The sequence below is a fragment of the Streptomyces sp. NPDC050508 genome (assembly GCF_040655155.1).
GTDB lineage: Bacteria > Actinomycetota > Actinomycetes > Streptomycetales > Streptomycetaceae > Streptomyces.
In genome coordinates this window covers 162,921-184,727 of record NZ_JBFAJJ010000009.1, presented here as the reverse complement: position 1 = coordinate 184,727, position 21,807 = coordinate 162,921, and the positions used below count along the sequence as shown (strand labels likewise).

General features: G+C 68.1%; 24 protein-coding genes. 11 read left to right on the top strand and 13 right to left on the bottom strand.

Translation table 11 applies throughout. The annotated features are described in order from the left end of the window. The first annotated feature begins 7 nt into the window (after nucleotides 1-7). From AB0I69_RS26105 to AB0I69_RS26095, 3 genes are all read left to right on the top strand, one after another. A complete protein-coding gene (locus tag AB0I69_RS26105; protein ID WP_363098097.1) occupies nucleotides 8-658 on the top strand; it encodes a VWA domain-containing protein in 651 nt (216 codons plus the stop codon). Further along, nucleotides 658-948 carry a hypothetical protein gene (locus AB0I69_RS26100; RefSeq protein ID WP_363098096.1) on the top strand — a complete coding sequence of 97 codons (291 nt, stop codon included), beginning with the start codon at nucleotides 658-660 and terminating at the stop codon, nucleotides 946-948. The genes AB0I69_RS26105 and AB0I69_RS26100 overlap by 1 nt, the downstream gene beginning before the upstream one ends. Before the next feature lie 179 nt (nucleotides 949-1,127). Continuing rightward, nucleotides 1,128-1,382 (top strand): hypothetical protein, encoded by a 255-nt coding sequence (locus tag AB0I69_RS26095; protein WP_363098095.1) that lies wholly within the window; start codon nucleotides 1,128-1,130, stop codon nucleotides 1,380-1,382. Nucleotides 1,383-2,249: 867 nt separating this feature from the next. Here AB0I69_RS26095 and AB0I69_RS26090 read toward each other — a convergent pair. Next, on the bottom strand, nucleotides 2,250-2,954 hold the full coding sequence (locus tag AB0I69_RS26090; RefSeq protein ID WP_363098094.1) for a GntR family transcriptional regulator: 705 nt from the start codon (nucleotides 2,952-2,954) through the stop codon (nucleotides 2,250-2,252). A gap of 297 nt (nucleotides 2,955-3,251) precedes the next feature. Between AB0I69_RS26090 and AB0I69_RS26085 the strand changes: the two genes are divergently transcribed. The 4 genes from AB0I69_RS26085 to AB0I69_RS26070 are packed head-to-tail and all read left to right on the top strand — an operon-like array spanning nucleotide 3,252 to nucleotide 7,392. Next, nucleotides 3,252-4,694: an MFS transporter gene (locus AB0I69_RS26085; RefSeq protein WP_363098093.1), complete on the top strand. Its 1,443-nt coding sequence runs from the start codon at nucleotides 3,252-3,254 to the stop codon at nucleotides 4,692-4,694. A 57-nt stretch (nucleotides 4,695-4,751) separates the two neighbouring features. Beyond that, nucleotides 4,752-5,663 (top strand): ABC transporter substrate-binding protein, encoded by a 912-nt coding sequence (locus tag AB0I69_RS26080; protein WP_363098092.1) that lies wholly within the window; start codon nucleotides 4,752-4,754, stop codon nucleotides 5,661-5,663. Continuing rightward, nucleotides 5,660-6,685, top strand: coding sequence for an ornithine cyclodeaminase family protein (locus AB0I69_RS26075; RefSeq protein ID WP_363098091.1), 1,026 nt, complete (start codon nucleotides 5,660-5,662; stop codon nucleotides 6,683-6,685). Before AB0I69_RS26080 ends, AB0I69_RS26075 begins: the two co-directional genes overlap by 4 nt. Continuing rightward, on the top strand, nucleotides 6,682-7,392 hold the full coding sequence (locus AB0I69_RS26070; RefSeq protein WP_363098090.1) for an aspartate/glutamate racemase family protein: 711 nt from the start codon (nucleotides 6,682-6,684) through the stop codon (nucleotides 7,390-7,392). The genes AB0I69_RS26075 and AB0I69_RS26070 overlap by 4 nt, the downstream gene beginning before the upstream one ends. A gap of 643 nt (nucleotides 7,393-8,035) precedes the next feature. Here AB0I69_RS26070 and AB0I69_RS26065 read toward each other — a convergent pair. The 12 genes from AB0I69_RS26065 to AB0I69_RS26010 all read right to left on the bottom strand — a co-directional run bounded on the left by AB0I69_RS26065 (nucleotide 8,036) and on the right by AB0I69_RS26010 (nucleotide 15,180). Continuing rightward, entirely contained in the window at nucleotides 8,036-8,428 is a 393-nt protein-coding gene (locus tag AB0I69_RS26065) for an MmcQ/YjbR family DNA-binding protein (protein WP_363098089.1), read from the bottom strand. Continuing rightward, entirely contained in the window at nucleotides 8,425-8,820 is a 396-nt protein-coding gene (locus tag AB0I69_RS26060) for an MmcQ/YjbR family DNA-binding protein (protein WP_363098088.1), read from the bottom strand. Before AB0I69_RS26060 ends, AB0I69_RS26065 begins: the two co-directional genes overlap by 4 nt. A gap of 88 nt (nucleotides 8,821-8,908) precedes the next feature. Continuing rightward, entirely contained in the window at nucleotides 8,909-9,829 is a 921-nt protein-coding gene (locus AB0I69_RS26055) for an SDR family oxidoreductase (protein ID WP_363098087.1), read from the bottom strand. A gap of 269 nt (nucleotides 9,830-10,098) precedes the next feature. Then, nucleotides 10,099-10,578, bottom strand: coding sequence for a MarR family winged helix-turn-helix transcriptional regulator (locus tag AB0I69_RS26050; RefSeq protein WP_363098086.1), 480 nt, complete (start codon nucleotides 10,576-10,578; stop codon nucleotides 10,099-10,101). A 383-nt stretch (nucleotides 10,579-10,961) separates the two neighbouring features. After that, nucleotides 10,962-11,381, bottom strand: a complete 420-nt coding sequence (locus AB0I69_RS26045) for a hypothetical protein (RefSeq protein ID WP_363098085.1) — start codon at nucleotides 11,379-11,381, stop codon at nucleotides 10,962-10,964. Between the two features lie 80 nt (nucleotides 11,382-11,461). Then, a complete protein-coding gene (locus AB0I69_RS26040; RefSeq protein WP_363098084.1) occupies nucleotides 11,462-11,725 on the bottom strand; it encodes a hypothetical protein in 264 nt (87 codons plus the stop codon). Between the two features lie 35 nt (nucleotides 11,726-11,760). Next, a complete protein-coding gene (locus AB0I69_RS26035; protein WP_363098083.1) occupies nucleotides 11,761-12,171 on the bottom strand; it encodes a nuclear transport factor 2 family protein in 411 nt (136 codons plus the stop codon). Nucleotides 12,172-12,173: 2 nt separating this feature from the next. Next, nucleotides 12,174-12,980, bottom strand: coding sequence for an MBL fold metallo-hydrolase (locus tag AB0I69_RS26030; protein ID WP_363098082.1), 807 nt, complete (start codon nucleotides 12,978-12,980; stop codon nucleotides 12,174-12,176). 45 nt (nucleotides 12,981-13,025) lie between these two features. Beyond that, nucleotides 13,026-13,634, bottom strand: coding sequence for a DsbA family protein (locus AB0I69_RS26025; protein ID WP_363098081.1), 609 nt, complete (start codon nucleotides 13,632-13,634; stop codon nucleotides 13,026-13,028). A 155-nt stretch (nucleotides 13,635-13,789) separates the two neighbouring features. Next, nucleotides 13,790-14,284 carry a MarR family transcriptional regulator gene (locus AB0I69_RS26020; RefSeq protein WP_329347800.1) on the bottom strand — a complete coding sequence of 165 codons (495 nt, stop codon included), beginning with the start codon at nucleotides 14,282-14,284 and terminating at the stop codon, nucleotides 13,790-13,792. A gap of 149 nt (nucleotides 14,285-14,433) precedes the next feature. Then, complete coding sequence (locus AB0I69_RS26015; protein WP_363098080.1) at nucleotides 14,434-14,934, bottom strand: NUDIX domain-containing protein; 501 nt, start codon at nucleotides 14,932-14,934, stop codon at nucleotides 14,434-14,436. A 36-nt stretch (nucleotides 14,935-14,970) separates the two neighbouring features. Then, nucleotides 14,971-15,180, bottom strand: a complete 210-nt coding sequence (locus AB0I69_RS26010) for a hypothetical protein (protein ID WP_363098317.1) — start codon at nucleotides 15,178-15,180, stop codon at nucleotides 14,971-14,973. A gap of 632 nt (nucleotides 15,181-15,812) precedes the next feature. On the opposite strand from AB0I69_RS26010, the gene AB0I69_RS26005 reads away from it, so the two are divergent. From AB0I69_RS26005 to AB0I69_RS25990, 4 genes are all read left to right on the top strand, one after another. Then, on the top strand, nucleotides 15,813-16,862 hold the full coding sequence (locus AB0I69_RS26005; RefSeq protein ID WP_363098079.1) for a hypothetical protein: 1,050 nt from the start codon (nucleotides 15,813-15,815) through the stop codon (nucleotides 16,860-16,862). A 542-nt stretch (nucleotides 16,863-17,404) separates the two neighbouring features. Next, nucleotides 17,405-18,379, top strand: a complete 975-nt coding sequence (locus tag AB0I69_RS26000) for a hypothetical protein (RefSeq protein ID WP_363098078.1) — start codon at nucleotides 17,405-17,407, stop codon at nucleotides 18,377-18,379. After that, nucleotides 18,376-20,223, top strand: coding sequence for a protein kinase (locus AB0I69_RS25995; RefSeq protein ID WP_363098077.1), 1,848 nt, complete (start codon nucleotides 18,376-18,378; stop codon nucleotides 20,221-20,223). The genes AB0I69_RS26000 and AB0I69_RS25995 overlap by 4 nt, the downstream gene beginning before the upstream one ends. Next, nucleotides 20,153-20,779, top strand: coding sequence for a tyrosine-type recombinase/integrase (locus tag AB0I69_RS25990; RefSeq protein ID WP_363098076.1), 627 nt, complete (start codon nucleotides 20,153-20,155; stop codon nucleotides 20,777-20,779). The genes AB0I69_RS25995 and AB0I69_RS25990 overlap by 71 nt, the downstream gene beginning before the upstream one ends. Nucleotides 20,780-21,807: the final 1,028 nt, after the last annotated feature.

Here is a 21,807-nt window from a genome sequence, read left to right as displayed (position 1 = left end):
GTGCACCATGTCACTCTGCCTGCCCACCTACGTGGTGATCGACGCGTCCTCGTCGATGAAGGAGCACGAGGGAGTGCTCAACGCGACCCTCTCCCGTCTGCACTACAACCTGGCGACGAATCCCCGCGTCTCGGAGTTCGCCCGAGTCTGCGTGATCGCCTTCTCCACCGATGTACACGTGGTGATCCCGATGTCGGACATGGAGCAGGTACCGGCCATGCCCGAGGTGATCTGCGGCGGGCGCACGGAATACGGCAAGACCTTCGACCGGGTGCGGGAGTGCATCGAACAGGATGTCAGCGATCTGAGGATGCAGAACTTCAGCGTGCTGCGCCCGACGATCTTCTTCCTGACCGACGGCGGTCCGACCGACGCGCACTGGCAGAACTCCTTCCGCACGCTGGTGAACCGGGACTGGCCGCGCCACCCGCACGTGATCGCCTACGGCTTCGGCGGCGCGAAGCGCGACGTGCTGGAAAAGGTGGCGACCAAGGCGCTGTTCATCGCCGACGGTTCGGACACGGAGTCGGCACTGAGCGGAGCGATCACCGGTCTGCTCAACACCCTGATCGCCTCGTCGAAGACCGGTCAGATGCAGATCGCCACCGACGTCAAGGGCTTCGAGTACGTCCAGGTCGCCCAGGAGTACGTGGACTGATGACGGACATCGAACCGCGTTCCACGGCATCCCGCACACTGCGCGCCTCCGTCGGACTGACCGCGCTGGCCGCAGCGCTGCTCACCTGTGGCGCCGCGGTCGAGGTGACGGGCAACCTCCTCGGCTCCCCGGCGAACGGAAGCGGAAGGAGCTCGCACCCGACGCCGACTGTGCACCCGACCCCCACCCGCTCCCGCGCCTCCGAGACACCGTCGCCGAACCGCCCTCCGCCGACCTCACCCACCTACCTACCCACCGAGCCCCACGACCACGGCTACCGCTACCGGTAGTTCGTCAAAGGGGCGGTAGAGGTCAAGGCCGCGTCGGTGACCGCGTCGAGCAGGACATGCATCGAGCGCGCGGCACGAGCAGGTGACGTTTGCGGAGCACGCACACCATCAATTGCACGGGCCCGTAAGGCAGTTGGGAAGGCAAACGGGCCCACGGCAGCCCAGAGCGGGAGGCACACGTGGGAATACTGCACGCGATCCGGATGCAGAAGCTCGTCGCGGATGCCAGGCGCGCACACGCGCAAGGGGACGACACCTTCGAAGCGTCCATCGACATCGACCCCCGGGGCATGGCCCGGGTCAGGAACCCCATGAAGAAGATCCGCAAGGAGATCGATCTTGTCGTGCGATCCGTCGAAACCGTTGGCTGGGAGTGCGTGGGCGTGGACCAGTTCATGTACTCGATCAATATGGAGTTCGTCCGCGCGGGCTGAAAGGCCGTCCCGGGGCAGGAGGGCAGTGCCTCCCAGTAGCACAGGGGGTGTCCGTCGACATGACGGACTCAGAGGGGGCCGCTGTCCGCGAAAGCGACAGGTCGTCCTCGCCGAACGGCGCACGCTCGGCCGGCTGTTGACCACCAGCAGCCGGTCGCCGACCATCAGAGCCTCGTCCCGCACCTCCTGCCCCGGCGTCCCCGTGTCGCTCCCGGCCGGATCGAGCCCGATCTCGGCGAGGCACCCTTCAAGTCCCTCCGCAGACAGACCGAGGAACCGGCCTGCCGCACTGTTGATCACGGTGATGCACCCCTGCGCGTCACAGCAGACCACAGCCTCCCGGTTCTGCAACACGCTTGTGATCTCCTCCAGTTGAGGGCTGAAGGTGCCGCGCTTGAGCCTGCGGGCGCGCAGGAAGGCGGCGTCGACTCCGATGCCGACGCAGGTGCCGAACGCGGTCACTTCCTGCCCGACCCAGGCGGCGACCCGGTCAGGGCACGCAGTTCGGCACCCGCCTCGTACTCGACGCGCCAGCCGCCGCCCGTGATCCCGGGCGTCACATTTCAGCCTTCGACCAAGGGGAGGCGATAGTCCCCTGCCCGAAACAAGAAACCCCAGGTCAGAGTCCTGACCCGGGGTTTCCACGGAGCCCCCTGCCGGATGCGAACCGACGACCTACGCATTACAAGTCCGGGCAGGATCTTGCTGGATGGTTCCGGACGCTGACTCGGTGTCCGAAACCGCCAGGTCAGGGCAGGTTCGCCATAGGGCCCGATCCACGTCAGCACGGCTCATGCCACGCCGTCCGCTCACGCATCGCTCACGCAGAAGAGACGCACACGCAGAAGAGACGCTCACGCGGACACGTCATCCCAGCCCGTCCTCCTCGGCCGGGTCGGCGCCGGCCGGCAGCACCCCGGCCAGCGACTCCAGGGACGGGCGCCGGCCGCGCTCCACGTGTACGAAGGCCAGGGACGCGGCGAGTTCGGTGTCGCCGGCGCAGATCGCCTCGTACAACTCGCGGTGTTCGGTGCAGAGGACGCCCGGGTCGCGGTCGGAGGTCAGCCGGAACAGCCAGCGGACGCGGGCGCTGATGGGCGCCATCATCGAGTTGAGCAGGCGGCTGCCCGACAGCCGCACGATCGCTTCGTGGAAGGCGGCGTTGGCGGCGGCGATCTCGGGCTGCCGGCCTTCGTCCGTGGCGAGTTCGGCGCGGGCGAAGGCGGGTGAGAGCAGCGCGGAGGCGCGTTCGGCCGCCTGCCCGCTCGCGAGCCGGGCGGCGAGCACTTCGAGGCTCGTACGCACGCTGAACAACTCGTCGATATCGCGCAGGGTCAGCTGCGTGACCATCGATCCGCGCCGGGGCAGCGTCGTGATCAGCCCCTCGGCTTCGAGCTGGGGCAGGGCCTCGCGGATCGGGATCCGGGAGACGTCGAGGCGTTCCGACAGCTCGCGCTCCAACAGCCGTGTGCCCGGCGGCAGTTCGCCTTCGATGATGCCGTCGCGCAGGTACTCGTAGACCTTGTGGACCAGTGAGCGGCTGTCGGAGCCGGAGGAGTCCGTGAGTGACATGGCATACAAGATAGCCGAGGCTCCACTCGGGCCATCAAGGCCCGTGGTCGATCTTCACGTCGCGCAGCCTCGCCCAACAGCCGCTCCCACCTGGTGTTTTTACAGGCATGGAATCTGAGCGACCCATCACTTACGTCGAGTTAACATCGCAGCCCTGTAGCCGCCGAACCGTAGTTGGTATACCAATAGCACTCACTGGTTGACGGAGGCACTCATGGATCGCACCGCACCAAGTCCCCTGAAGATCACGAACACGACCGCGCCCCAGGCACCCGAGGCATCCCCGGCAGGTGTCGCATGAGTGCGTCCCAGGTCTCCGCGCCGTCCGCGGCGCGCCCCGCCACCAACACCCTCGCGCGGACCCTCGACGAAGCCGGCTTCACCCGGGCCCAGTTCTGGGTGCTCATGATCATCCTGGCCGGGATGTTCTTCGACACCCTGGAGCAGAACTCCGTGGGGGCGATGGGCAGCCTCATCAAGTCGTCCCTGCACATCGGCAACAACGAGCTGACCGCGATCAACAGCTTCACCGTGATCGGCGGCCTGATCGGCCGGTTCGCGGGCGGCTGGATCGCCGACCGGCACGGCCGCCGCACCTCGCTCAGCGTCAATCTCCTCGTCTACACCCTGGGTGGACTGCTCAGCGCCGTCGCGATGAACTACCCCACCCTGCTGGCGAGTCGACTCATCGTGGGGATCGGCTTGGGCGGCGAGTTCACCATCGGCATCGCGATGCTGTGCGAGATGGTCGCCACCCGCCACCGCGGAACGCTCGTCGCCATCCTCAACGTCGGCTCCGGCGGCGTCGGCAACTTCCTCTCCTACGGCCTGTTCCTCCTGCTCCTGGGACCGCTCGCCCCCGCGCTCGGCGGCGACCACCTGGTGTGGCGCTGGACGTTCGTCCTGCTCGCCCTGCCCGCCCTGATCGTGGTGGTATACCGACGGCGCCTGCCGGAGACCCCCCGCTTCCTCCTCTCCCAGGGCCGCGTCGACGACGCCAACCGCTCCCTGGCCCGGCTGACCGGCGACCGGCTCGACCCGAAGCACGTACCGGCGTCCGTCCCGCCCGTACTGACCGAGGCGGACATCCCCGCCCGGCAGGTCAAGGCGTCACCGGCGGCGGTCTTCGGCCCCTCGGTCCTGTCCCGTACGGTCACCATCGGCGCCGCGTCCTGGATGGCGTTCGGCGCGCAGGTCACCCTCAACTTCCTGATGCCGACGCTGCTGACCGAGCGTGGCTACACCCTGTCCGACAGCCTGCTCTACACGATGATCATGAACGTCGGCTCACTGCTGGGCGCCTGCGCCTCGGCACTGCTCGCGGGCCGCTACGGCAGGCGGTCGGTCATCGGCGTGGCCGGCAGCCTGGGCTGTCTCACCGCCGTCGCCTTCGCGGTGTTCGCCCACCAGACCGCGGCGATCCTCCTCCTCGGCGCGCTCTTCCAGTTCTTCACCATGCTCACCAACACCACCCTCGCCGTCTGGTCCCCGGAGCTGTACCCGACCCCGATCCGGGCCAGCGGCACCTCCATCGTCAACGGCATCGGCAACATCGCCGGAGCCGTCATGCCCTTCGCCGCCGTCGCGCTGTGGGACCGGTTCTCCTTCGCGGGCGTCTTCGGGATGGTCGCGGTGATGTACGCGGCACTCGTCATCGCCTCCCGGTTCGCCCCCGAGACCCGCAGCCGCACGCTCGAAGAGGTCAACGAGACGACGGCCCCCACACCGACCCACGCCTGACCAGCACCAGCGGCACCCGCACCGTCGTACCCCATCCCCCTGGAGAGGACGAACAACATGGACAAGCTCACGATCTCCGCCACCGCCAACGGCCTGAACTACCTGCCCGAATACCTCGCCGACCACGAAGGCCTCTTCCACGACACGGGACTTGAGGTCACCGCCGTCGCCCGCGACCCGTGGACCGGCGTCCTCGACGACCTCGAAACCGGCCACGCCGACATCGCGCTCGGCGGCCTGTGGGTGCCGGCCATGTACGCCGGCAGCGAGCGCGAACTGAGCGTCGTGTGCCAGCTCAACCACCAGTTCCCCATGGCCATAGCGGTCCGGGACGGCAACTCCACCGGATCCGGCGACTTCGCCCTGGAGGACCTGCTCGGCAAGGTCGTCCTGGCCCCCGGCGCAGGCGGCAGCGCCCCCTACGAGTTCACCGCCGGCCTGCTGCGCGAGGCGGGCGTGGACCCGGCCGGCATCCGCTTCGTCCGCGACCTTTCTACGGCGATGCTCGTGGAGCTGTTCACCGCCGGACTCGGCGACGCCATCATCGCCGACCTGGTCACCGCGACCGAACTGGAGGCGTCGGGCGCCGCCCGCATCGTCTTCCGGCACCTCGACGACGGCGGCATCATGCCCAACAGCGTCTACTACTGCCGCACCGAGCGCGTGGCCGAACTCCGCGACCGCATAAGCCGGTTCGTCGCCGGCATCGACACCGCGATGCGACTCGTACCGACCGTCGACCCGCACACCGTCGACGCCATCCTCAAGCGCCGCTGGCCCGAGAAGGACCAGGGCATCCTGCGCGAGGCACAGCGCCAGATGGCGGCCAGCGCCGTATGGGACACCGTGGCGATCGACGAGACGGCCAGCGACCGCTGGATGCGCATCCTGGCGGAAGGCGGCCTGGTGAGCTCCGCCCCCTCCTACGCCTCCCTCGCCGACGACAGCTTCATGGCGGACTACCGATGACGCTGCTGCTCGGCTCCGCCGACCTCACCGGGCTGGTCAGCCGCGCCGAGGTCATCGCCGCCGTACGCACCGCCCTCATCGACCTCGCCGAGGGCCGGGCCGAACAGCCCGCCCCCGTGGCCTTCCCCGGCACCGGCACCACCCAGTTCCTGCCGATGGCCGCGACCTCCCACCGGCTCGGCCTGTCGGCGGTCAAGGTCATGTCCGACGCCCCCGACAACCGCGCGGCCGGTCTACCCACCCAGCGCTCCACGGTCCTGCTCCTGGACGCGCACACCGGAGAATGCCTCGCCGTACTGGACGGCGAGGTCGGCACCCGGACGCGTACGGCGGCGGCCAGCGCGGTGGCCACCGACGCACTCGCCCGCCCCGACGCCCGCGTACTGGGACTGGTCGGCGCGGGACGGCTCGCGATCGAACACGTCCACGCCCTGCGCGAGGTACGCGCCGTCGACACCGTGCATGTCTGGTCCCGTTCCCCCGCCACCCTGCGCGCCTTCCACCACGCGGTCGGCGACCTCGTCGACGTCGTCGAGGCACCCGACCCGCGACACGTGGTCGAGGCCGCGGACATCGTCTGCACCCTCACCCCCGCCCGACTCCCCGTCGTCCACGGCGCGTGGTTCCGCCCCGGCCAGCACATCAACGCGGTCGGCGCCCCACCCCGCCCCGACCACCGAGAGATCGACTCGGCGGGCATGGCCCGCGCGACCGTCGTCGTGGACAGCACCCCCACCCAACTCCTCAAGTCCGGAGAAGCCGTCCTCTCCATCGCGGAAGGCGCCACGACGACCGAGACCTTCAGCCGCGAACTCGGCGCGGTCCTGACCGGATCGGCCCCCGGCCGCACCGATCCGCAGGAGGTGACCCTGTTCAACTCGGTCGGCATAGCCGTCCAGGACCTCGCCTACGCGGCACTCGCTATAGAGCATGCGCGGACCGCCGGAATCGGCATCAACACCCGTACGGAGTACGGCACTTCGGGCCCACGCGTCACAGCGGGAGCGGGGGCGGCACGATGACCGTGATCGCCGTGGTCAACTGCAACACCAGCACCACCATGACCGACACCATCGCCGCCGGCGCCCGCGCGGTCGCCCTGCCCGGCACCCGCATCCTCCCCCTCACCCCCACCTGGGGTGTCGCCTCCGCAGAAGGATGGTTCGACAGCTTCCTCAGCGCCGCCTCGGTCCTGGACCTCCTCCAGAACCTCGACCAGCCGGTCGACGGCGTCGTCATGGCAGGCTTCGGCGAACACGGCCGCGAAGGAGCACGCGAACTCCTCGACGTCCCCGTCGTCGACATCACGGAAGCCGCCGCCCTCTACTCCCTGGTCCTGGGCCGCCGCTTCGCCGTCGTCACCACACTCGCCCGGGCCCAGGGCCAGATCGAGGACAGCCTGCGCACCGCCGGACTCCTCGACCGCTGCGCCGGAGTCTTCGCCACCGGCCTGGGCGTACTCGACCTCGAACTCGACCCGGCCACCACGGAGGAGGCGTTCATCGACGCGTCCCGCCAGGCGATGGCCGCCGGCGCCGAGGTCATCTGCCTCGGCTGCGCCGGCATGACCGGACTCGACACCCGCATGACCGACCGGCTCGGCGTCCCCGTCGTGGACGGCGTCAGCTGCGCGGTCGCACTCGTCGAGTCACTGGCCCACCGCCGCCTCACCACCAGCAAGAGCGGAACGTACGCGGCTCCGCTGCCCAAACTCCGCACGCTCAGGTAGAAAACCCCGAAACAGAAGCAGCACCCGAGCCGGACGAAGCCGACCCAGGCGCCGCACAGCAGGTCAGAGGGGTTAGCCCCAGTCACCCACGCGGTGGACCCTGCGGGACTCGAACCCACCTGGTCAGGACACATGTCGCCCAGTGCTCTGCCACACCAGGACGGTCTCTGCCGCGCCGTCCGCTCACGCATCGCCCACGCACGGACAGGCCATTCGCGCACCTACCGCTGCTTGGCCAGGAAGCGCTGCACGACGGTCCGGGCGCCAGAGGGGTTCATCCGCATGCGGGCGAGCTCGATGCCGAGCGGACTCGCAGAGCGATCTTCAGGATACGAAAGTCTCTTTTTGACGATTCGGTGGGTGCCCGAGGGGCCGCCTCCGCCCGCTGGGTGCGCCGGGGACCGTCACCTGCCTGTCATTCGCCTCTGGGCCGATCTTGCATGGGAAGGCCCGCCGGGCCGGCTCGGCGCATGGCCTGGTTGAGGGCGTCATCCTGGGATGGGTCAGGCAGGGGGCCGCTGGCGGGGGGCCTGGAAGGACTGGATCAGCAGGACGACGAAGCGACGTCAGGTATCGGGCGCGAACTCGTCTTCAGTCTCTAAGAACTGAGGCCAGCCAGTGTCCAAGGGGGCGCGGCCAACGTTCACCTGGCGGCCGTGTCCGGGCCAGGGGCTCGCGGCGGGCGCCGGCTCTTTGGCAGCCCGTCGACGACCAGGTCATAGGAGTGCTCGACCACATCGTTGATCAGCCGCTTCGTGATGTCCCGCCCGGGCCCCAACGAGATCCAGTGCCTCTTGTCGAGGTAGCGGCCCGGGGTGATCGAGGCGTAGCCGCGTTCCAGTGCCCGCGCGTGCTCGGGCTCGCACTTGAGCGTGATGATCTGTTCGTCCGGGTCGTCGGTGACGATCAGGAACACCTTGTCCGCGACCTTGTACACGTCGAGTCCAGGGGTGAAGGGGCGGCCGTGGCTGACGTCGGGGAGGGCGAGGGCCGCCTTGCGGGCGGTGTCCTGGAGGCGGTCACCGGCCGCGCTCACCGGGCCGCCCGCGTGCTGGTGCCGTAGGTGTGCGGGTCGACGGGCTGCTCGGCCTTGGGCAGGTGGGAGACGACTAGCAGATAGGAGTCGGTGACGAGTTCCCTGACGAGCTTGTCGTCGACGCCTGTCCCGCCCTCCAGCGTGATCCAGTGCCTCTTGTTCATGTGGTAGCCGGGGGTGATGTGGCTGTTGTGTTCCCGCAGAGCGTGGGCCTCGTCGGGGTCCGCCTTGAGGATCACGACGGGGCGTCCGGGGACTTCGGTCATCAGCATGAACACCTTGCCGCGCACCTTGAAGACCTCCCAGTCCGGGCCGAAGGGATGCTCCAGCTGGGCTGCGGGAAGTCCCTCCGCACACTCGGCGGCGAACGTCTGCAGGGTCGATCCGTTCATGAGTGTCTCCTGCCTCGGGACTCGGAGGGACAGGACCGAGGCGTCCTGGTCAGGCCGTCCGGGCAGCGAGGGATGGGACGCGGGCCTGTCACCGGTGCTGTGTGGTGCGCAGCTCGTCGGTGTACTCGGCGAGGGCGTCCTCGGCCGTGGGGACGGGGCCGAACAGCTGCTCCTGGCGGCGGGGATCGGCGACGTAGCGTCCGGTGTCGAACCAGCCGAACATCGCGGCCATGTCCTTGACCACCGGGTTGAAGCGGCCGACGACGGCTCCCGCGGCGCGGACGACGACGGAGGGGACGGCCCACACCTTGATCTTCCTTCCGGCCCGCTGGCCCATCAGGTCGGCCACCTCGCGCATGCTGACCGGACGGTCCCAGCCGATGTCGATGCGCTCACCGGCCTTGGCGTCGGCGTCGACCGCGGCTGCCAGGTAGGCCGCGAGATCGGAGGTACGGACGAAGGTCAGCGGGACGGTGGCCTTGGACATCCAGATCAGGCGGCCCTTGTCGAGCGGGTTGCCCGCCATGGTCGCGACCTGGTCGAGGAAGGCCCCCGGGCGCAGGGCGACGAACGGGACGCCGAGCTGTTCGAGCTTGTCCTCGGCGAGCTTCTTGTGCCAGAAGTGCGGGACATCCGGGGTCTGGTCGCTGGTGAGGATGCTGGTCAGGACGAACCGCCGGATGCCGGTGCGGTGGGCGGCCTCGGCGAGGTTGGCGTTGCCGATGGTGTCGATGTCGTTGGCGTTCTTGCCGCCGCGGGTATAGCCGGCGGCGGTGGTGATGACGGCGTCGGCGCCGTTCATGGCGGCCACGAGCGAGCCGACGTCGAGCATGTCGCCGCGGGCGATCTGAACGCCCCGGCTTTCGAGCCGGTCGGCGTTGGTGGTCGGCCTCACCAGAGCGCGGACGTTCTTGCCGCGTGCAAGGAGTTCGTCGACGACCTTGCTCCCCAGGGAGCCGGTCGCCCCTACGACGAGGACAGGGAGGGCGGTTGAGTCGGTGGCAGGCATGGATGTCTCACTTTCCATCAGGCTGGTGGGCGGTGGCTGCAGGCATAGGTGCCTGCGCGCCGGGCGGGGCTAAGGGAGGCGGGCCGTCGTGGCGCATCCGTAGCGCGCCTCGCCGCCACGTGCCGCGTCCGGAACAGCCGGTACGGGGTGGGTGACATGGCCTGCCTGGAGGTGGTCGCGCCGCATGCGGGACGGTGTGCACCCCAGTCCGCGTGTCCCCTTTTCACGTGTGGTGTGGCGTACGCGGACATGGGATGCACACCGGGGAGTCACGTGGACTCTTCCTCGGGCAGCGCGCGGTTGCTGATCGCCTCGGTGATGGCGTAGGCGGTCTCGACGAAGGACTCCGCCTGCTGCTCCGACAGATTCCGGGCGGTGGTCTCCTCCAGGGCCCGCCACAGGGCCGTGATGGGCTCGCGCATCGCCTTGCCCTTGTCGGTGAGGTGGACCACCATGACGCGCCGGTCGTGTGCGGCCGGCTCGCGGATGAGCAGGCCGGCGTCCTGCATGCGGCGTAGCGCCTTGGAGATGGTGGAGTGGTCCACGCCGAGGCATTCGATCAGCTCGGACTGGGACTGGCCGTCCCGGTCGAAGAGGTGCATCAGCACCAGTTCCTGTCCGAGATGCAGGTCCATCTCGCGCAGCAGGGCGGCAGCGTAGGCGCGGTGGGCGCGGGCGAGTTGGAAGATCGCGTAGCTCATCGGTCCTGCGTCGGCCGTCGTGGGGATGCGGGGTTCGGGGGTGGGCATGGTTCGCTTCCTCAGCCGGTGTGGGTGGGGTAGTCGGTGTAGCCGGCCGCTCCGCCGCCTGGGGAGGCCGTGGGCGGGCGTGCTCAGCCGACGGTCAGGACGAGCTTGCCCCACACGTGCTCGGCGTCGCCGACCGGTTGGGCTGTGGCCGCTCGGTCGAGCGGGTAGGTACTGACGGTGGTGACGAGCTTGCCGGCTCTGCGAGCTTGCGACTGAGGCCGCTCACTGTGCGGGTGGTCGGACGATCGCCTGGCTGCACAGCTTGCGCCGACTGCGGATCCGCCGGGAACGACGCGACGACACCCACGAAGGCTTCCTCGGCCTCGCCGCCCACCTCATCACTCACCGACACGTCCAACGCCCAGTTCCGCGAGACGGCTTTGTCAGGACTTCTTGAGCCAGCGTTGCAGCGCCTCGGGCACGTTCGTCGGATGTGAGCTGAAGCTCAACCGGATGTCGGGCTGGAGGTCGATGAGCACGTTGATAATCCGTTCGAACAGGACGGTGTACTCCGGGACGTTCTTGATGCCGCCGCCGATGAGCACCACGCCGAACGAGCGCCCGTCGAACAGTCGGCGCAGCTCGGCCTCAGCCTCGTCGGGGTCCAGGCTGACATAGCCCTCCTCGCCGTCGATGCCTGTGGCCCGGAGCGCAGCCCAGTTGCGCTTCCTCATGGCGACCAGTTCTTCGAGCGTCGTAACCCCCGGCGGGAAATCGTCCGGCGAAAGCGCATCAGGGGTGATGCCGAGGGTCAGCACGCGTTGGTTGATCGGGGGCTTCACTTGAGAGTTCTCGTGGGACATGGGGTCTCCTCAGTTCGGTGGGGGAGGTTCCAGAAACAAATGTGGCTAGCCACATGAATAACGTAACAGCAATCATGTGGCTAGCCAAGTATTCGCGGATGCGGGGCCGGGGTGGCTGCTTGGGCCCGCTTCGGGGCGCACCGATCACTCGCATGCCGACCGACCACGTAAACGAACACGGCGACCGCCAGGGCGTGAGCAAGGGTCAGCACCCCTCGGCGCCACGGTCCACCGCATCCCCGCCGGTCGCCGAGATGCGCGGCGGCGGCCTGCTCCGGCTGGTAGTCGTTGAACGCCTGCTCGTAGAACGCGATGACGAACGCCTTGTTGTCGGCAGCGGACACGAGCTTCCCCCGCTCCCCGGGTGCTGGGGCGTGCGTCAGACGGTCATGGCGTCGCGGACGAGCGCCGTGTCGACGAACTGCTCGAAGCGGACGATGCGTCCTGCGCGTACGACGAAGTGGTGGGCGACGCGGACGGCGATCGGCTTCCCGGTCGCCTTGTTGGTCGCGGTGTAGCGGGCGAGGACGACGACGTTCTCACCGTCGACGACGTAGGTGTCGTCGTGGGCGGTCCAGCCGTCCCAGTCCTGGCCGAGCTTCTCCATCACGCCCGCGGTGACGCCGTCGGGGGTGCGGTAGGTGCCGGCGAGGGGGAAGCCGGCCATCTCCGTCCACTCGACGTCGGGGGCGAGGGTGGCTCGAAGTGCCTCCAGGTCCCCCGCCGCGGAGGCGAGGTACTGGCGGCGTACGACGTCGGCGGGGGCGGTGGAGGTAGCGAACTCGGCCATGGTCAGCCCCACTTCATCTCACCCTTGGCGACCTTCGCACCGATCTGGGCGGCGATCAGCATGCCGTTGTCGGGGTAGCGCTTGACCAGCGCCTCGGTCAGCGTGGCGCCGTCGGCCGCCTTGCCGAGCTCCTCCTCAAAAGCGAGAAGGTAGTCGCGGGTGGCGGTGATGGCGGACGCATCCGCCGCCGTACCGGGCAGGCGGTGGCCCGGCACGACCAACTCCGGCTGCAGCGCGGCCATCTCGTCCAGCAGGCCGATCCACGCGGCACGGTCGCCCGGGGTGGGGGTGTCGGCGACCCAGACGTGCTCCTGCTGGAAGAGCAGGACGCCGCCGAGGAGCGCGCGGTGCTCGGCCTGCCACAGGTAGTGGCGGTCGGGCAGCGTGGCCGGGCCGCCCTTGAGCTCGAAGCGGTGGCCCTCCAGGGTGAGGTCACCGGTCAGCGGGGTGAGGTCGACCAGCCGGGTGGGCAGGTTCGGGCCGAGCGCGGCCCACGCCTTGAGCTTGCCCTCGTAGGAGTGCTGGATGTGCTCGATGACGATCGGGGTGGCCACGAAGGTCGCCTCGGGGAAGGCGTCGGCGATGGCTTCGGCGCCGAAGTAGAAGTCGGGGTCGGCGTGGCTGACGAAGACGGTGGTCAGCTTCTTGCCGGAGTCGAGGATCTCGGCGGCGAGGCGGTGGCCGTCGGCGCGGGTGAAGGCGGCGTCGACCAGCAGGGCCTCGTTCTCGCCGGTGACGAGGGTGGCGGTCTTGTTCTTGCTGCCGGCCGGGAAGTCGAGGTCGAGAACCTTGAAGGAGAGGGTGCTCATGCGGAGGCTCCTACATGCAAGGGATGGGGTGGGGGCAGGGGAAGATCAGTGGGCGGCGAAGCGTGCGTCGACCTCGTCGGCGGTGGCTTGGCCGTAGGCCAGCGGGGTGACGGAGTCTCCGTCGACGGCCAGCAGAGTGGGGAACCCGGTAACGCCGAGCTGGACCGCGCGGCGGAAGTCGGCGTGGGCCTCGGTCTGTGCGTCGGGCGCTTCGAAGGCGGCGACCACGGCGTCGGCGTCCAGCCCGGCCTCCTCCGCGACCTTCCGGTAGGTGGCCGCTTCGGACAGGCTGCGTCCGTCGACGTAGAAGGCGGTCTGCAGGGCCGCGGCCAGCTCCGCCGCGCGGTCGGGTGCGGCCTGGCGCAGGGCGGCGACACCGCGGGCGGCGGCCTCGGAGTCCATAACGAACGAGCCGTCGGCGATCAGCTGCTCGTAGGCCACGCCGAACTCGGCGCCGGTCAGCTCGGCGATCTTGGCGTTCGCGCCCTGGACGTAGCCGAACTGGCGGATGGGCACCTGCCGCGATCCGGTGAACAGGCCGCCGGAGACGACCTCGACCGGCAGTTCGGGGTGGCGGGCGGCGACCTCGCTCAGTGTTCCGGAGAACCCGTGCGACCAGCCGCAGTAGGCGTCGAAGACGTAGACGAGCTTCATCGAAGACCTCGGCAGAGATGTGCGCCCGCGGGTTGCGAGCGATTCACCTGACAGAACAGTAACTGACACGTCAGATATTTCAAGGCTCGTGTGAGGTGGGGCACATGAGTGTGGCTGACCACGCCATTACACCAGCGTGACCGCTGGTCCGCAGGTCAGGGCAGTCGGGGCAGCAGGTCCCGGGCCGTGTGGCTGAGGATGCGAAGGTCTTCCGCGAACCGCTTCCAGTCCGCCGTGGGCAGCGGGTCCACGAGGTACTGCTTGATGTTTTCCAGGTGGACCCGGGACGCGCGTACGACCGTCTCCTCCCCCAATGGCGTCAGCCGCACCAGCTTTCCGCGCCGGTCGTCGGGAGAGTCCGCGCGCGTCACGAAACCCGCCGCCTGCATGCGATCCACCAGCCGGGTGGCACCGCCCGTGGTCAGAACCTGCTCCTGGGCGATGGCCCGCATGGAAAGCCCCGGCTCGCCCGCACGTCCGAGAATCAGCAGCACCTCGAAGACCAGATGGCTGATGCCGCACTCCACCTCCAGCGCCCGGCCGAGGATGTACTCCAGCCGGTTCGCCGCCCCCTGCAGCCGCCCGAACGCCAGGATGAGCTCGTGGTCGGCGGCCTCCTTGGCCGTCCTGATCTCAGCTTCCTCACCCACGGCAGCGCCGCCCCTCTCGTCGTCCCGGTGCCACCGTACCGATCACGTAGGGACAGGCAGGCCAGCCGAGTCCGCTGGACCGATAGCACGACAGCAGCCCCGCCCATTCCCGCGGCGCCATACCGCTCCCGGGCGAAGCTTCGGTGTTTCTATTGCCAGCCGTCGAGGGAGACTTGCGGACCTCCGGCGAGGTAGCGGTGCAGGGCACTGGCGGTGGTGTCCACGAACTCCTCTGGGATGGCGTCCGCGTCGACCCAGCAGACCTGGGCGTGCTTACGCGGTTCGCGGTTCTCCGGTTCTCCGGTCCATTCGCGGGCGGCGAAGACGACGGTGAGGAAGCCGTTGGGGGCTTCGACGCCGAAAGCGCTGTGGATGATGTGGGCGACCTTCAGGGACTCCGGTTTCACCGTCAACCCGGTCTCCTCGTAGAGCTCGCGCACCGCGGTCTCGGTGACGGGCTCGCCAGGCTCGCTCTTACCGACGGGGAGGTCCCACATGCCCTGGGCGAACTTGGCGTTCTCGCTGCGCTGGAGGAGCACAACCCGGTTGGTGGCCTTGTCGTGGACGATGACGGCGGCGACCAGCAGGGTCATGGATTCGAGGGCGGGCGGTAGGGCTTTGGGCTGGTCGTCGGTTGTCCGCCGAGCCACGGCTGGTGTCCCTTCGTCGGCCGGTTGGCGGGCAGCTTAGGCCCGTGCTTCGCGTGCGCGGCGGGCGAGTTCGGTGGCTCCGGGCACTTTGCGGCGCTGGTAGATGGAGAGGGTGGAGCGGAGCGAGGTGATCGCTTTGCGGGTGCGGTCGGAGGTCATGCCCTCCATGAAGGTCAGCGCCTGCGCCGAGGCCGCGACAGCCTCGCCGGACGGACCGACGAGACGGCCGCCGAGCAGGATGGCCACACCGCGGCCACACACGAGGGCGCGAAGATCATCGAGTTCCGTCCTCGCAGCGCCCGGACACAGGAAAACCCCAGTTCAGACGCCGTCCAAACTGGGGTTTCGTGGAGCCCCCTGTCGGATTCGAACCGACGACCTACGCATTACAAGAGCCTGCATGATCGTGATGGATGGTGATCCGTGATCACGGTCGGTCCGGTTTTTCCTGGTCAGCGACCCGTCGGGCTCGACGGCGTGATGCCCGGTCCAGATGGCGCTGCCCCGTCCGCTCACGCATCGCTCACGCATTCGGCGGACAGGGCGCACCGACCGAGCCTGCGGCCGGGCGCAATATCGGGCCGCCTCCAGGCGAGGTCGCCTGCTATCGCGCACACCGGCGTCCCGAACCTACCCGCCCGTTTCGCGGCTGCTCTGGGACTCAGGCCGTGACTGTCTCGGCGGGCGCCCAGGGTGCCGGCCAAGTCCTGGGGGCACGGTGGCTCGTCTTCGTCATGGCCGTTCAGCGTTGCCGAAGCCGCAGCGGTGGCGCTGAGCAGGGTTCAGCTGGCTGGCTTGCCTGCGGGCTAGTCCTATGATCGATCAGGCCATGAGCGATGACATCGGGCCGTAGGGGCGCGGGCGGACGGGGGTGCAACATGGCGACACGGGCGATGCTGCGCGGGTATCTCCTGGAGGAGTCGCTTGCCTGGCTCCTGCGGGAGAGCGGATACCGACTGCTCGTGAGCGAGGCTCAGGACCCGGTCGAGCTCGTGGCCAATGGCGGCACGCTGCGCGTCAAGGGCCGTGGAGCCCACCACCAGGTCGACGTCCTCGGCGAGTTCCCCTTCACCCCAGCCTTCTCCTTGCCGGTTCGCCTCTTCCTCGAAGCCAAGTTCTACCGGACGCCCTGCCGCTTGGAAGTGGTTCGTAACGCACACGGCGTGGTACACGACGTCAACGAGAACTTCGTCATGCTCCCGGGGTCCCGTCCGAGGCGGCGCTTCAAGTACTCGTACGCGCTGTTCTCCGCGAACGGCTTCACGCCTGAAGCTCAGGACTATGCCCTCGCCCATCAGATCTCGCTGGTCGACCTCTCGGGTGAGTCCTTCGAGTGGCTGCGCGCCGCTATCCGGGGGGCCGCGAGCGATCTCTACGACGCGCAGACGCAGTATCAGGTGACATCGTTCCCCGTCGCTTGGATGCGCACCGAGCTGAGGCAGGCACTTGGCACGGGCGCGGACGACGAGCTTCCCTCGGCGACGACCAGCGCACAATTCTTTCGGTCAGTTGCCAGCGCAACGCTGGCGGACTTCGCGACTGCCCTGCACCAGCAGAGCGAACGGGAGCTCCTGCTCGGATTTCCAGCCGCGCCTTTCGTCCTCCCGCTCGCCACGGAGGACAAGAAGGAGTTCCTCGCCTACGCGGACCTCCAGCCGGACCACCCCGTCAGGATCAGGCGCGTCGGGCAGGCGGAGGCAGCGGAGTGGATGCTGACGCCCAGGGACGCCCCGGACGCCTACAGACTGACCTTCAAGCTGCCCGACCACGTGGAGACGTGGATCAGCGACGTGGCCGGGAAGGAACGGCAGCGAGCTCAGATGATCAAGGAGCAGTTCCTAGCAGCTGTCACGGTCTACAGGGTGAATGAGCAGGGAGTCAGGTCGTACCTGCTGCGCTACGAACCGAGCGACCTGCTGAACCGCTGACCCCAGGACTGCCAGGTCATCCAGTCCCAGCCGCGGCAACCACGGGAGAATAGAGGCGGCCAAGGTCGAGAAGTCGCATGCCAGGAAGTCGGATCTGCGACGGCGAAGGGCCGCCTGCCGGCAATGAGCCCGCACACGGAGATCTCCCATGGCGGGCAAAGCTACTCGCCTCAGGCTCCACTCGCGTTGGCCTGCGCACTCACACCGAGCTGCCGTCCGATCTCCGCATCTGACCGGCCGCCCTGTTCGAAATAACCGGCCCGCCGTCAGACGCCGCTGCTCCCGCGCCCGATGAAAGTCCCCAGCACTCTGTCCCGTCCCCTTGAATACGGCGTAGCACCGTGAGTCGTACACCGCTCCTGATGGCACGCAACCCTCGTGGAGCGGGGCGTCGGCAAAGGATTCGGTAGCTTCAGACTATTTCGGTTTACTCGCCCGCTCCCAGGTCCCCTCGTGCTGACCTAGGATCGTCAGCGACCATGCACGCACCGTGATGGTCCGGGACGGACCGGCTACGTACACACCTTGGGGGAGGCCCCCGGATGGCTCGGGGACAGCGCATCGCCGATCGTTGCGAGGTACGCACGCCGATCGGCCATGGAGCGATGCGCGAGGTATGGGAATGCACCGACCTGCATCTGAGGCGTCTGATCGTCCTCAATTTCATTCGTCCGGAACTCCTCGACTCCGACGACGAACGGCAGCGCATCGTCCGGCGTTTCCGGCGTGAGGCCGCCACTCTCGCCGGAGTCGACCATCCCCACGTCGCGACCGTGCACAACGCCGGTGGAAGAAAGGCGATACATCACTTCGTGATGCAGCTCGTCCCCGGCGTAGCAACTGTGGTGGATCTCGTGTCGGAGCACGGTCCACTCTCAGTGGACGCGACCGGCGCCGCGGGCGGGCAGATCACCGCCGGACTGTCCGCCGTGCACGCCGCACGTCTCGTGCACAGGGGATCTCAAACCGCAGAACGTCATGGTGGCACCCAACGGCACCTTGAAGATCATCGACTTCAGTCTGGTGGCCGCGCCCGGCGCCATGCCCACACGATTGACCGCCCTGTAAGCGGGCACGATGCACCGGACTCTCGGGCCCCTGAGCAAGAAGGCAGTCCCCATTCCCACGTCGACCACCGTGCCGATCTCTACTCGCCGGGCTGTCTGCAGTACTTCGTGCTGACCGAAGAGCCCCCGTTCACCGCCCCGATACCAGCGCTCGTCATGCTGGCACACCGGACCAGTACGCCTCCGGCCCTCGCCTCATTCCGCCACGACGTCCCACCGGACCTCAAAGATCTGGTCCTCCGTCTCCTCGCGAAGCACCCCTGCGAGCGGGACGCCGGCGCCACCTCGGGGTACTCCCTCCTGGCCCCTCATATTCTTGCGTCCGCATCTGACGCATCGTGGGATTCCTTCCTAGAACCAGATATGTCCATGACGCGGCCATTCCGATTCCCGGCCTCTCCGCGACCACCGGCAACCCGGGTCAACAAAAGGGCGCAGGGAAGACGATGAGTGACCATCACCTGACGAGGGGCGAACTGATCGACGGCCGCTACGAGCTGGCGGAGCTGCTCGGCAGAGGTGGCATGGGCGAGGTGTGGGCGGCGTACGATCAGCGGCTGGACCGGTCTGTGGCGGTGAAACTGCTGACACCACGGACGGCTGCCTCCAAGATGCCGCGCAGGCTCGATCCGCAGGACCCCGCCGTCGTCCGCTTCACCAGAGAAGCACGACTGATGGCCAAGCTGGAGCATCCGTACGTACCGGTCATCCATGATGCGGGCACCCATCGAGCGAGTCGGCTCTATCTGGTCATGCAGCGCGTGTACGGACACACGCTGGACCGGCTGGTGGCCCAGCGCGGATCCTTTCCCGTGGAGTGGGCCGCCGCGGTGGGCGCCCAGGTGTGCTCCGTGCTGGTCCAGGCTCACGGACGCGGCTTCGTCCACCGGGATCTGACGCCCCGCAACGTGATGCTCACGGCAGACGGCACGGTACGCGTCCTCGACTTCGGTATCGCCACCGCCCTGCAACCACCGGACGGGCCACGGTTGACCGACGCGGGCATGGTGGCCGGAACTCCGGGCTTCATCTCTCCAGAGCAAGGCAAGGGGCAGGCGGCCACTCCCCTCAGCGATCTGTACGCACTGGGCTGCGTACTGTACGAGATACTGGGCGGCCGACCGCCGTTCACGGCCGACGAGCCGCTGGCCCTGGTGGTCCAGCACATCGCCGATACTCCAGTACCACTGGATCGGCTGCGCGACGACGCACCAGCCGAACTGTGCGACCTGGTCTCCCGCTTACTCGCGAAGCGGCCGGAGGACCGCCCGGCGGACGCAGCCGAAGTCCGGGAGGCCCTCACACCCTGGGCCGAGCAGGCGGTGCCGAAGGCCACCCGCGCCGGAACTCCGAGGCACGGCAAAGCCACCACGCGCCTGCCGCACGATGGCACTGACCTTCCGAACGATCCTCCTCCTGACCAAGCACACGCACCCGTTCCGAAGCACGCCCCGGCCCCGCTCGCGACTGCACAACCTCCCGTTCGGCCAGCGCAACCGCCGTCTACCTCTAGGGCCGGGTCGCCCGCGGAGTCGGCGGACCTGCGCGAGCGCGCGCAACGCCTTGCGGCAGAGGGACGGTTGTCCCAGGCACTGGAGCTGCTGGGCAAGGATCTCAACGACGTGTTGCCCCGTCTCGGCTCCTCGCATCCGGAGGTCGTCTCCCGCCGACTGGCCATCCTCCGGTTGCAGTTCGAAGCGCAGGAACTGCAAGCGGCACGCGAGGGCTGTCTGAAGCTCGCGGAAACTCTCGAGTTGACCCGGTCGGCGCCCGACGCGGACCTCGCGGCATGCCGAGTGATGGCAGCCCGCAGCACGTACGAACCGATGAACGCTGGTGACCTATTAACCACCCCGCTACCAGGCTCACTTGGCGCTGATCCTGATACCAGACGGAAGCCTGTTGCCAAGAGCGCAGGTCAGGCCGATTCAGAGGTGGATCCCGCCAAACTCATCGCGCCACGATATAAACCCCGCAACCGGGCACATGACATCCCTCATGACACTCGACAAGTTCACCGAGGCCCAGCGTGCGGACGGTTACTCAGCCAACACGATCGGAGCCCGTGTACGTTGCATCAACGCCATAGCCCGCTTCGCTGGCGTAACCGTGGACCAGCTCAAAGTCGATCACGTCATCACGTACTTCGCTGCGCGCCCCTTGCGTCCATGGTCGCGCAGAACCTACCTAAACCATCTCCGGGCGTTCGGAAAGTGGCTGGGGGTGGACCTCATACAGGGCATACGCAAGCCTGCAGCACCCCGGTCAACACCTCACCCACTCCCAGAAGATGAGCTCACACGGCTCACTGCAGCCACGCGTGGAGCACACAAGACCTGGGTCCTGTTGGGAGCGTTCTGTGGCCTCCGAGCGCACGAAACGGCCAAACTCGCTCGGGAAGACGTGTCTACCCTCGACGACGGCACAGCAATACTCCGCGTTACGGGCAAGGGTGGACGCACGGACACTGTCCCTGTACCGCCCGTCGTCATGAAGGCACTCGACCTGACGAGACAGGGCGAATTCTGGGAAGGAACACGGGCCGAATCCGTCTCCCGCACTGTCGCCGGCATCGCAGCCAAGATCGGCATCCGCATGCGCTACCACCAACTAAGACACCGATACGGCACGATGGTCTACCGCTCGTCTGGCAGAGACCTGCTCATGACACAACGCCTGATGCGCCACGCGTCTCCAGCGACCACAGCCGGGTACGCGGCCGTCGGGGATGACCGGGTTCACGTGGTCGTACATGATCTGCCAGGAGCTGCCCCAGGCACATCACGGCCCAAGGTGCGGAAGACAAGCTCGAACCGGTGCCTGTCGTGCCGTCAGGAAGCCCGGACCTGAACGACACGAGCGGCACAAGAAGCATCGGTGACGCGGCATGTGCTCGCCTAATACGACGGAGTCGCCAACCACGACACAGGTCGCACGGTGACGGGCGACGAGGTTGTCGCTGATATTGCCCATGCGCTGGTCGCGGCGGTCCGCAGCAAACGGGGGGACTGGGTCTGCGCCCTGCTGGCAGCACTGTCAAGTGGTTTCTGGGCGCCAACATCTACCCGCTGTACCGGGAGAGCCTGGACATAGGCTTTCGCCAACGAGTGATCCGCGACGGGCACGCACGGAGTCAGTCCCTGACAACGTGGGGGGACGTGCGACGGCAACTGGGGGAGAGCGCCCTCCCCCGCCTACACCCCGATGACCAAGGCGAGGTCCTGGTCACCATCGACCATGGCACTCTGGCCGACGAACCCCTCCTGTCGAGCCTCATCGTCGTGGGAGACGGCGAGATTCACCCTTTGTACCATCACGTAGCCTTCTCTCTCGACCGCACTGTTCCCCTCTCGGATGTAGCTCTCCGGAGCGAGTGGACCGTGGACGTGCTGCGCCTACGCAAGCTGTGGAAGCACCGGTGATGGGCGACGAGGAGCTGGCCAGTAATCCCGTGAGCTGGGCCAAGCAGGCCAGCCACCACGGCGGGACCGGGGATCCGCCTGCTCGCCCCGGTCGCCTGCGGCACCCGCACCCTCATCGACGCGGTATTCGGTCCCGCCACCTTGGGCGAGACCACCTACGCCCCGCGCCTGGGGCCCAGGATGATCCTGCTGGCCGACCGCAACTTCGGCGCCCAACGGCTCCTGGCCGACATCGCGGCCACCGGGAGCCGAGGTCCTGGTCCGGCTCAAGAACGGCCGCCACGTGCCCGTCCTCACCCGCTACCGCGACGGCTCCGGCCTCTCCACGCTAGGTGACCTACGCGTCCGCGTCATCGACTGCGAGATCACCATCACCACCGCCGGGAAACACGCCCACCCTGCTCGACCACCACCGCCACCCGGCAGCCGTACTGACCACGCTGTATCACCAGCGCT

Coding starts and splice junctions, on each gene's coding strand:
- AB0I69_RS26105 (WP_363098097.1), top strand. CDS start 8: ATGTCACTCTGCCTGCCCACCTACGTGGTGATCGACGCGTCCTCGTCG.
- AB0I69_RS26100 (WP_363098096.1), top strand. CDS start 658: ATGACGGACATCGAACCGCGTTCCACGGCATCCCGCACACTGCGCGCC.
- AB0I69_RS26090 (WP_363098094.1), bottom strand. CDS start 2,954: ATGTCACTCACGGACTCCTCCGGCTCCGACAGCCGCTCACTGGTCCAC.
- AB0I69_RS26085 (WP_363098093.1), top strand. CDS start 3,252: ATGAGTGCGTCCCAGGTCTCCGCGCCGTCCGCGGCGCGCCCCGCCACC.
- AB0I69_RS26080 (WP_363098092.1), top strand. CDS start 4,752: ATGGACAAGCTCACGATCTCCGCCACCGCCAACGGCCTGAACTACCTG.
- AB0I69_RS26075 (WP_363098091.1), top strand. CDS start 5,660: ATGACGCTGCTGCTCGGCTCCGCCGACCTCACCGGGCTGGTCAGCCGC.
- AB0I69_RS26070 (WP_363098090.1), top strand. CDS start 6,682: ATGACCGTGATCGCCGTGGTCAACTGCAACACCAGCACCACCATGACC.
- AB0I69_RS26060 (WP_363098088.1), bottom strand. CDS start 8,820: ATGAACGGATCGACCCTGCAGACGTTCGCCGCCGAGTGTGCGGAGGGA.
- AB0I69_RS26055 (WP_363098087.1), bottom strand. CDS start 9,829: ATGCCTGCCACCGACTCAACCGCCCTCCCTGTCCTCGTCGTAGGGGCG.
- AB0I69_RS26050 (WP_363098086.1), bottom strand. CDS start 10,578: ATGCCCACCCCCGAACCCCGCATCCCCACGACGGCCGACGCAGGACCG.
- AB0I69_RS26045 (WP_363098085.1), bottom strand. CDS start 11,381: ATGTCCCACGAGAACTCTCAAGTGAAGCCCCCGATCAACCAACGCGTG.
- AB0I69_RS26035 (WP_363098083.1), bottom strand. CDS start 12,171: ATGGCCGAGTTCGCTACCTCCACCGCCCCCGCCGACGTCGTACGCCGC.
- AB0I69_RS26030 (WP_363098082.1), bottom strand. CDS start 12,980: ATGAGCACCCTCTCCTTCAAGGTTCTCGACCTCGACTTCCCGGCCGGC.
- AB0I69_RS26025 (WP_363098081.1), bottom strand. CDS start 13,634: ATGAAGCTCGTCTACGTCTTCGACGCCTACTGCGGCTGGTCGCACGGG.
- AB0I69_RS26005 (WP_363098079.1), top strand. CDS start 15,813: ATGGCGACACGGGCGATGCTGCGCGGGTATCTCCTGGAGGAGTCGCTT.
- AB0I69_RS26000 (WP_363098078.1), top strand. CDS start 17,405: ATGGCTCGGGGACAGCGCATCGCCGATCGTTGCGAGGTACGCACGCCG.
- AB0I69_RS25995 (WP_363098077.1), top strand. CDS start 18,376: ATGAGTGACCATCACCTGACGAGGGGCGAACTGATCGACGGCCGCTAC.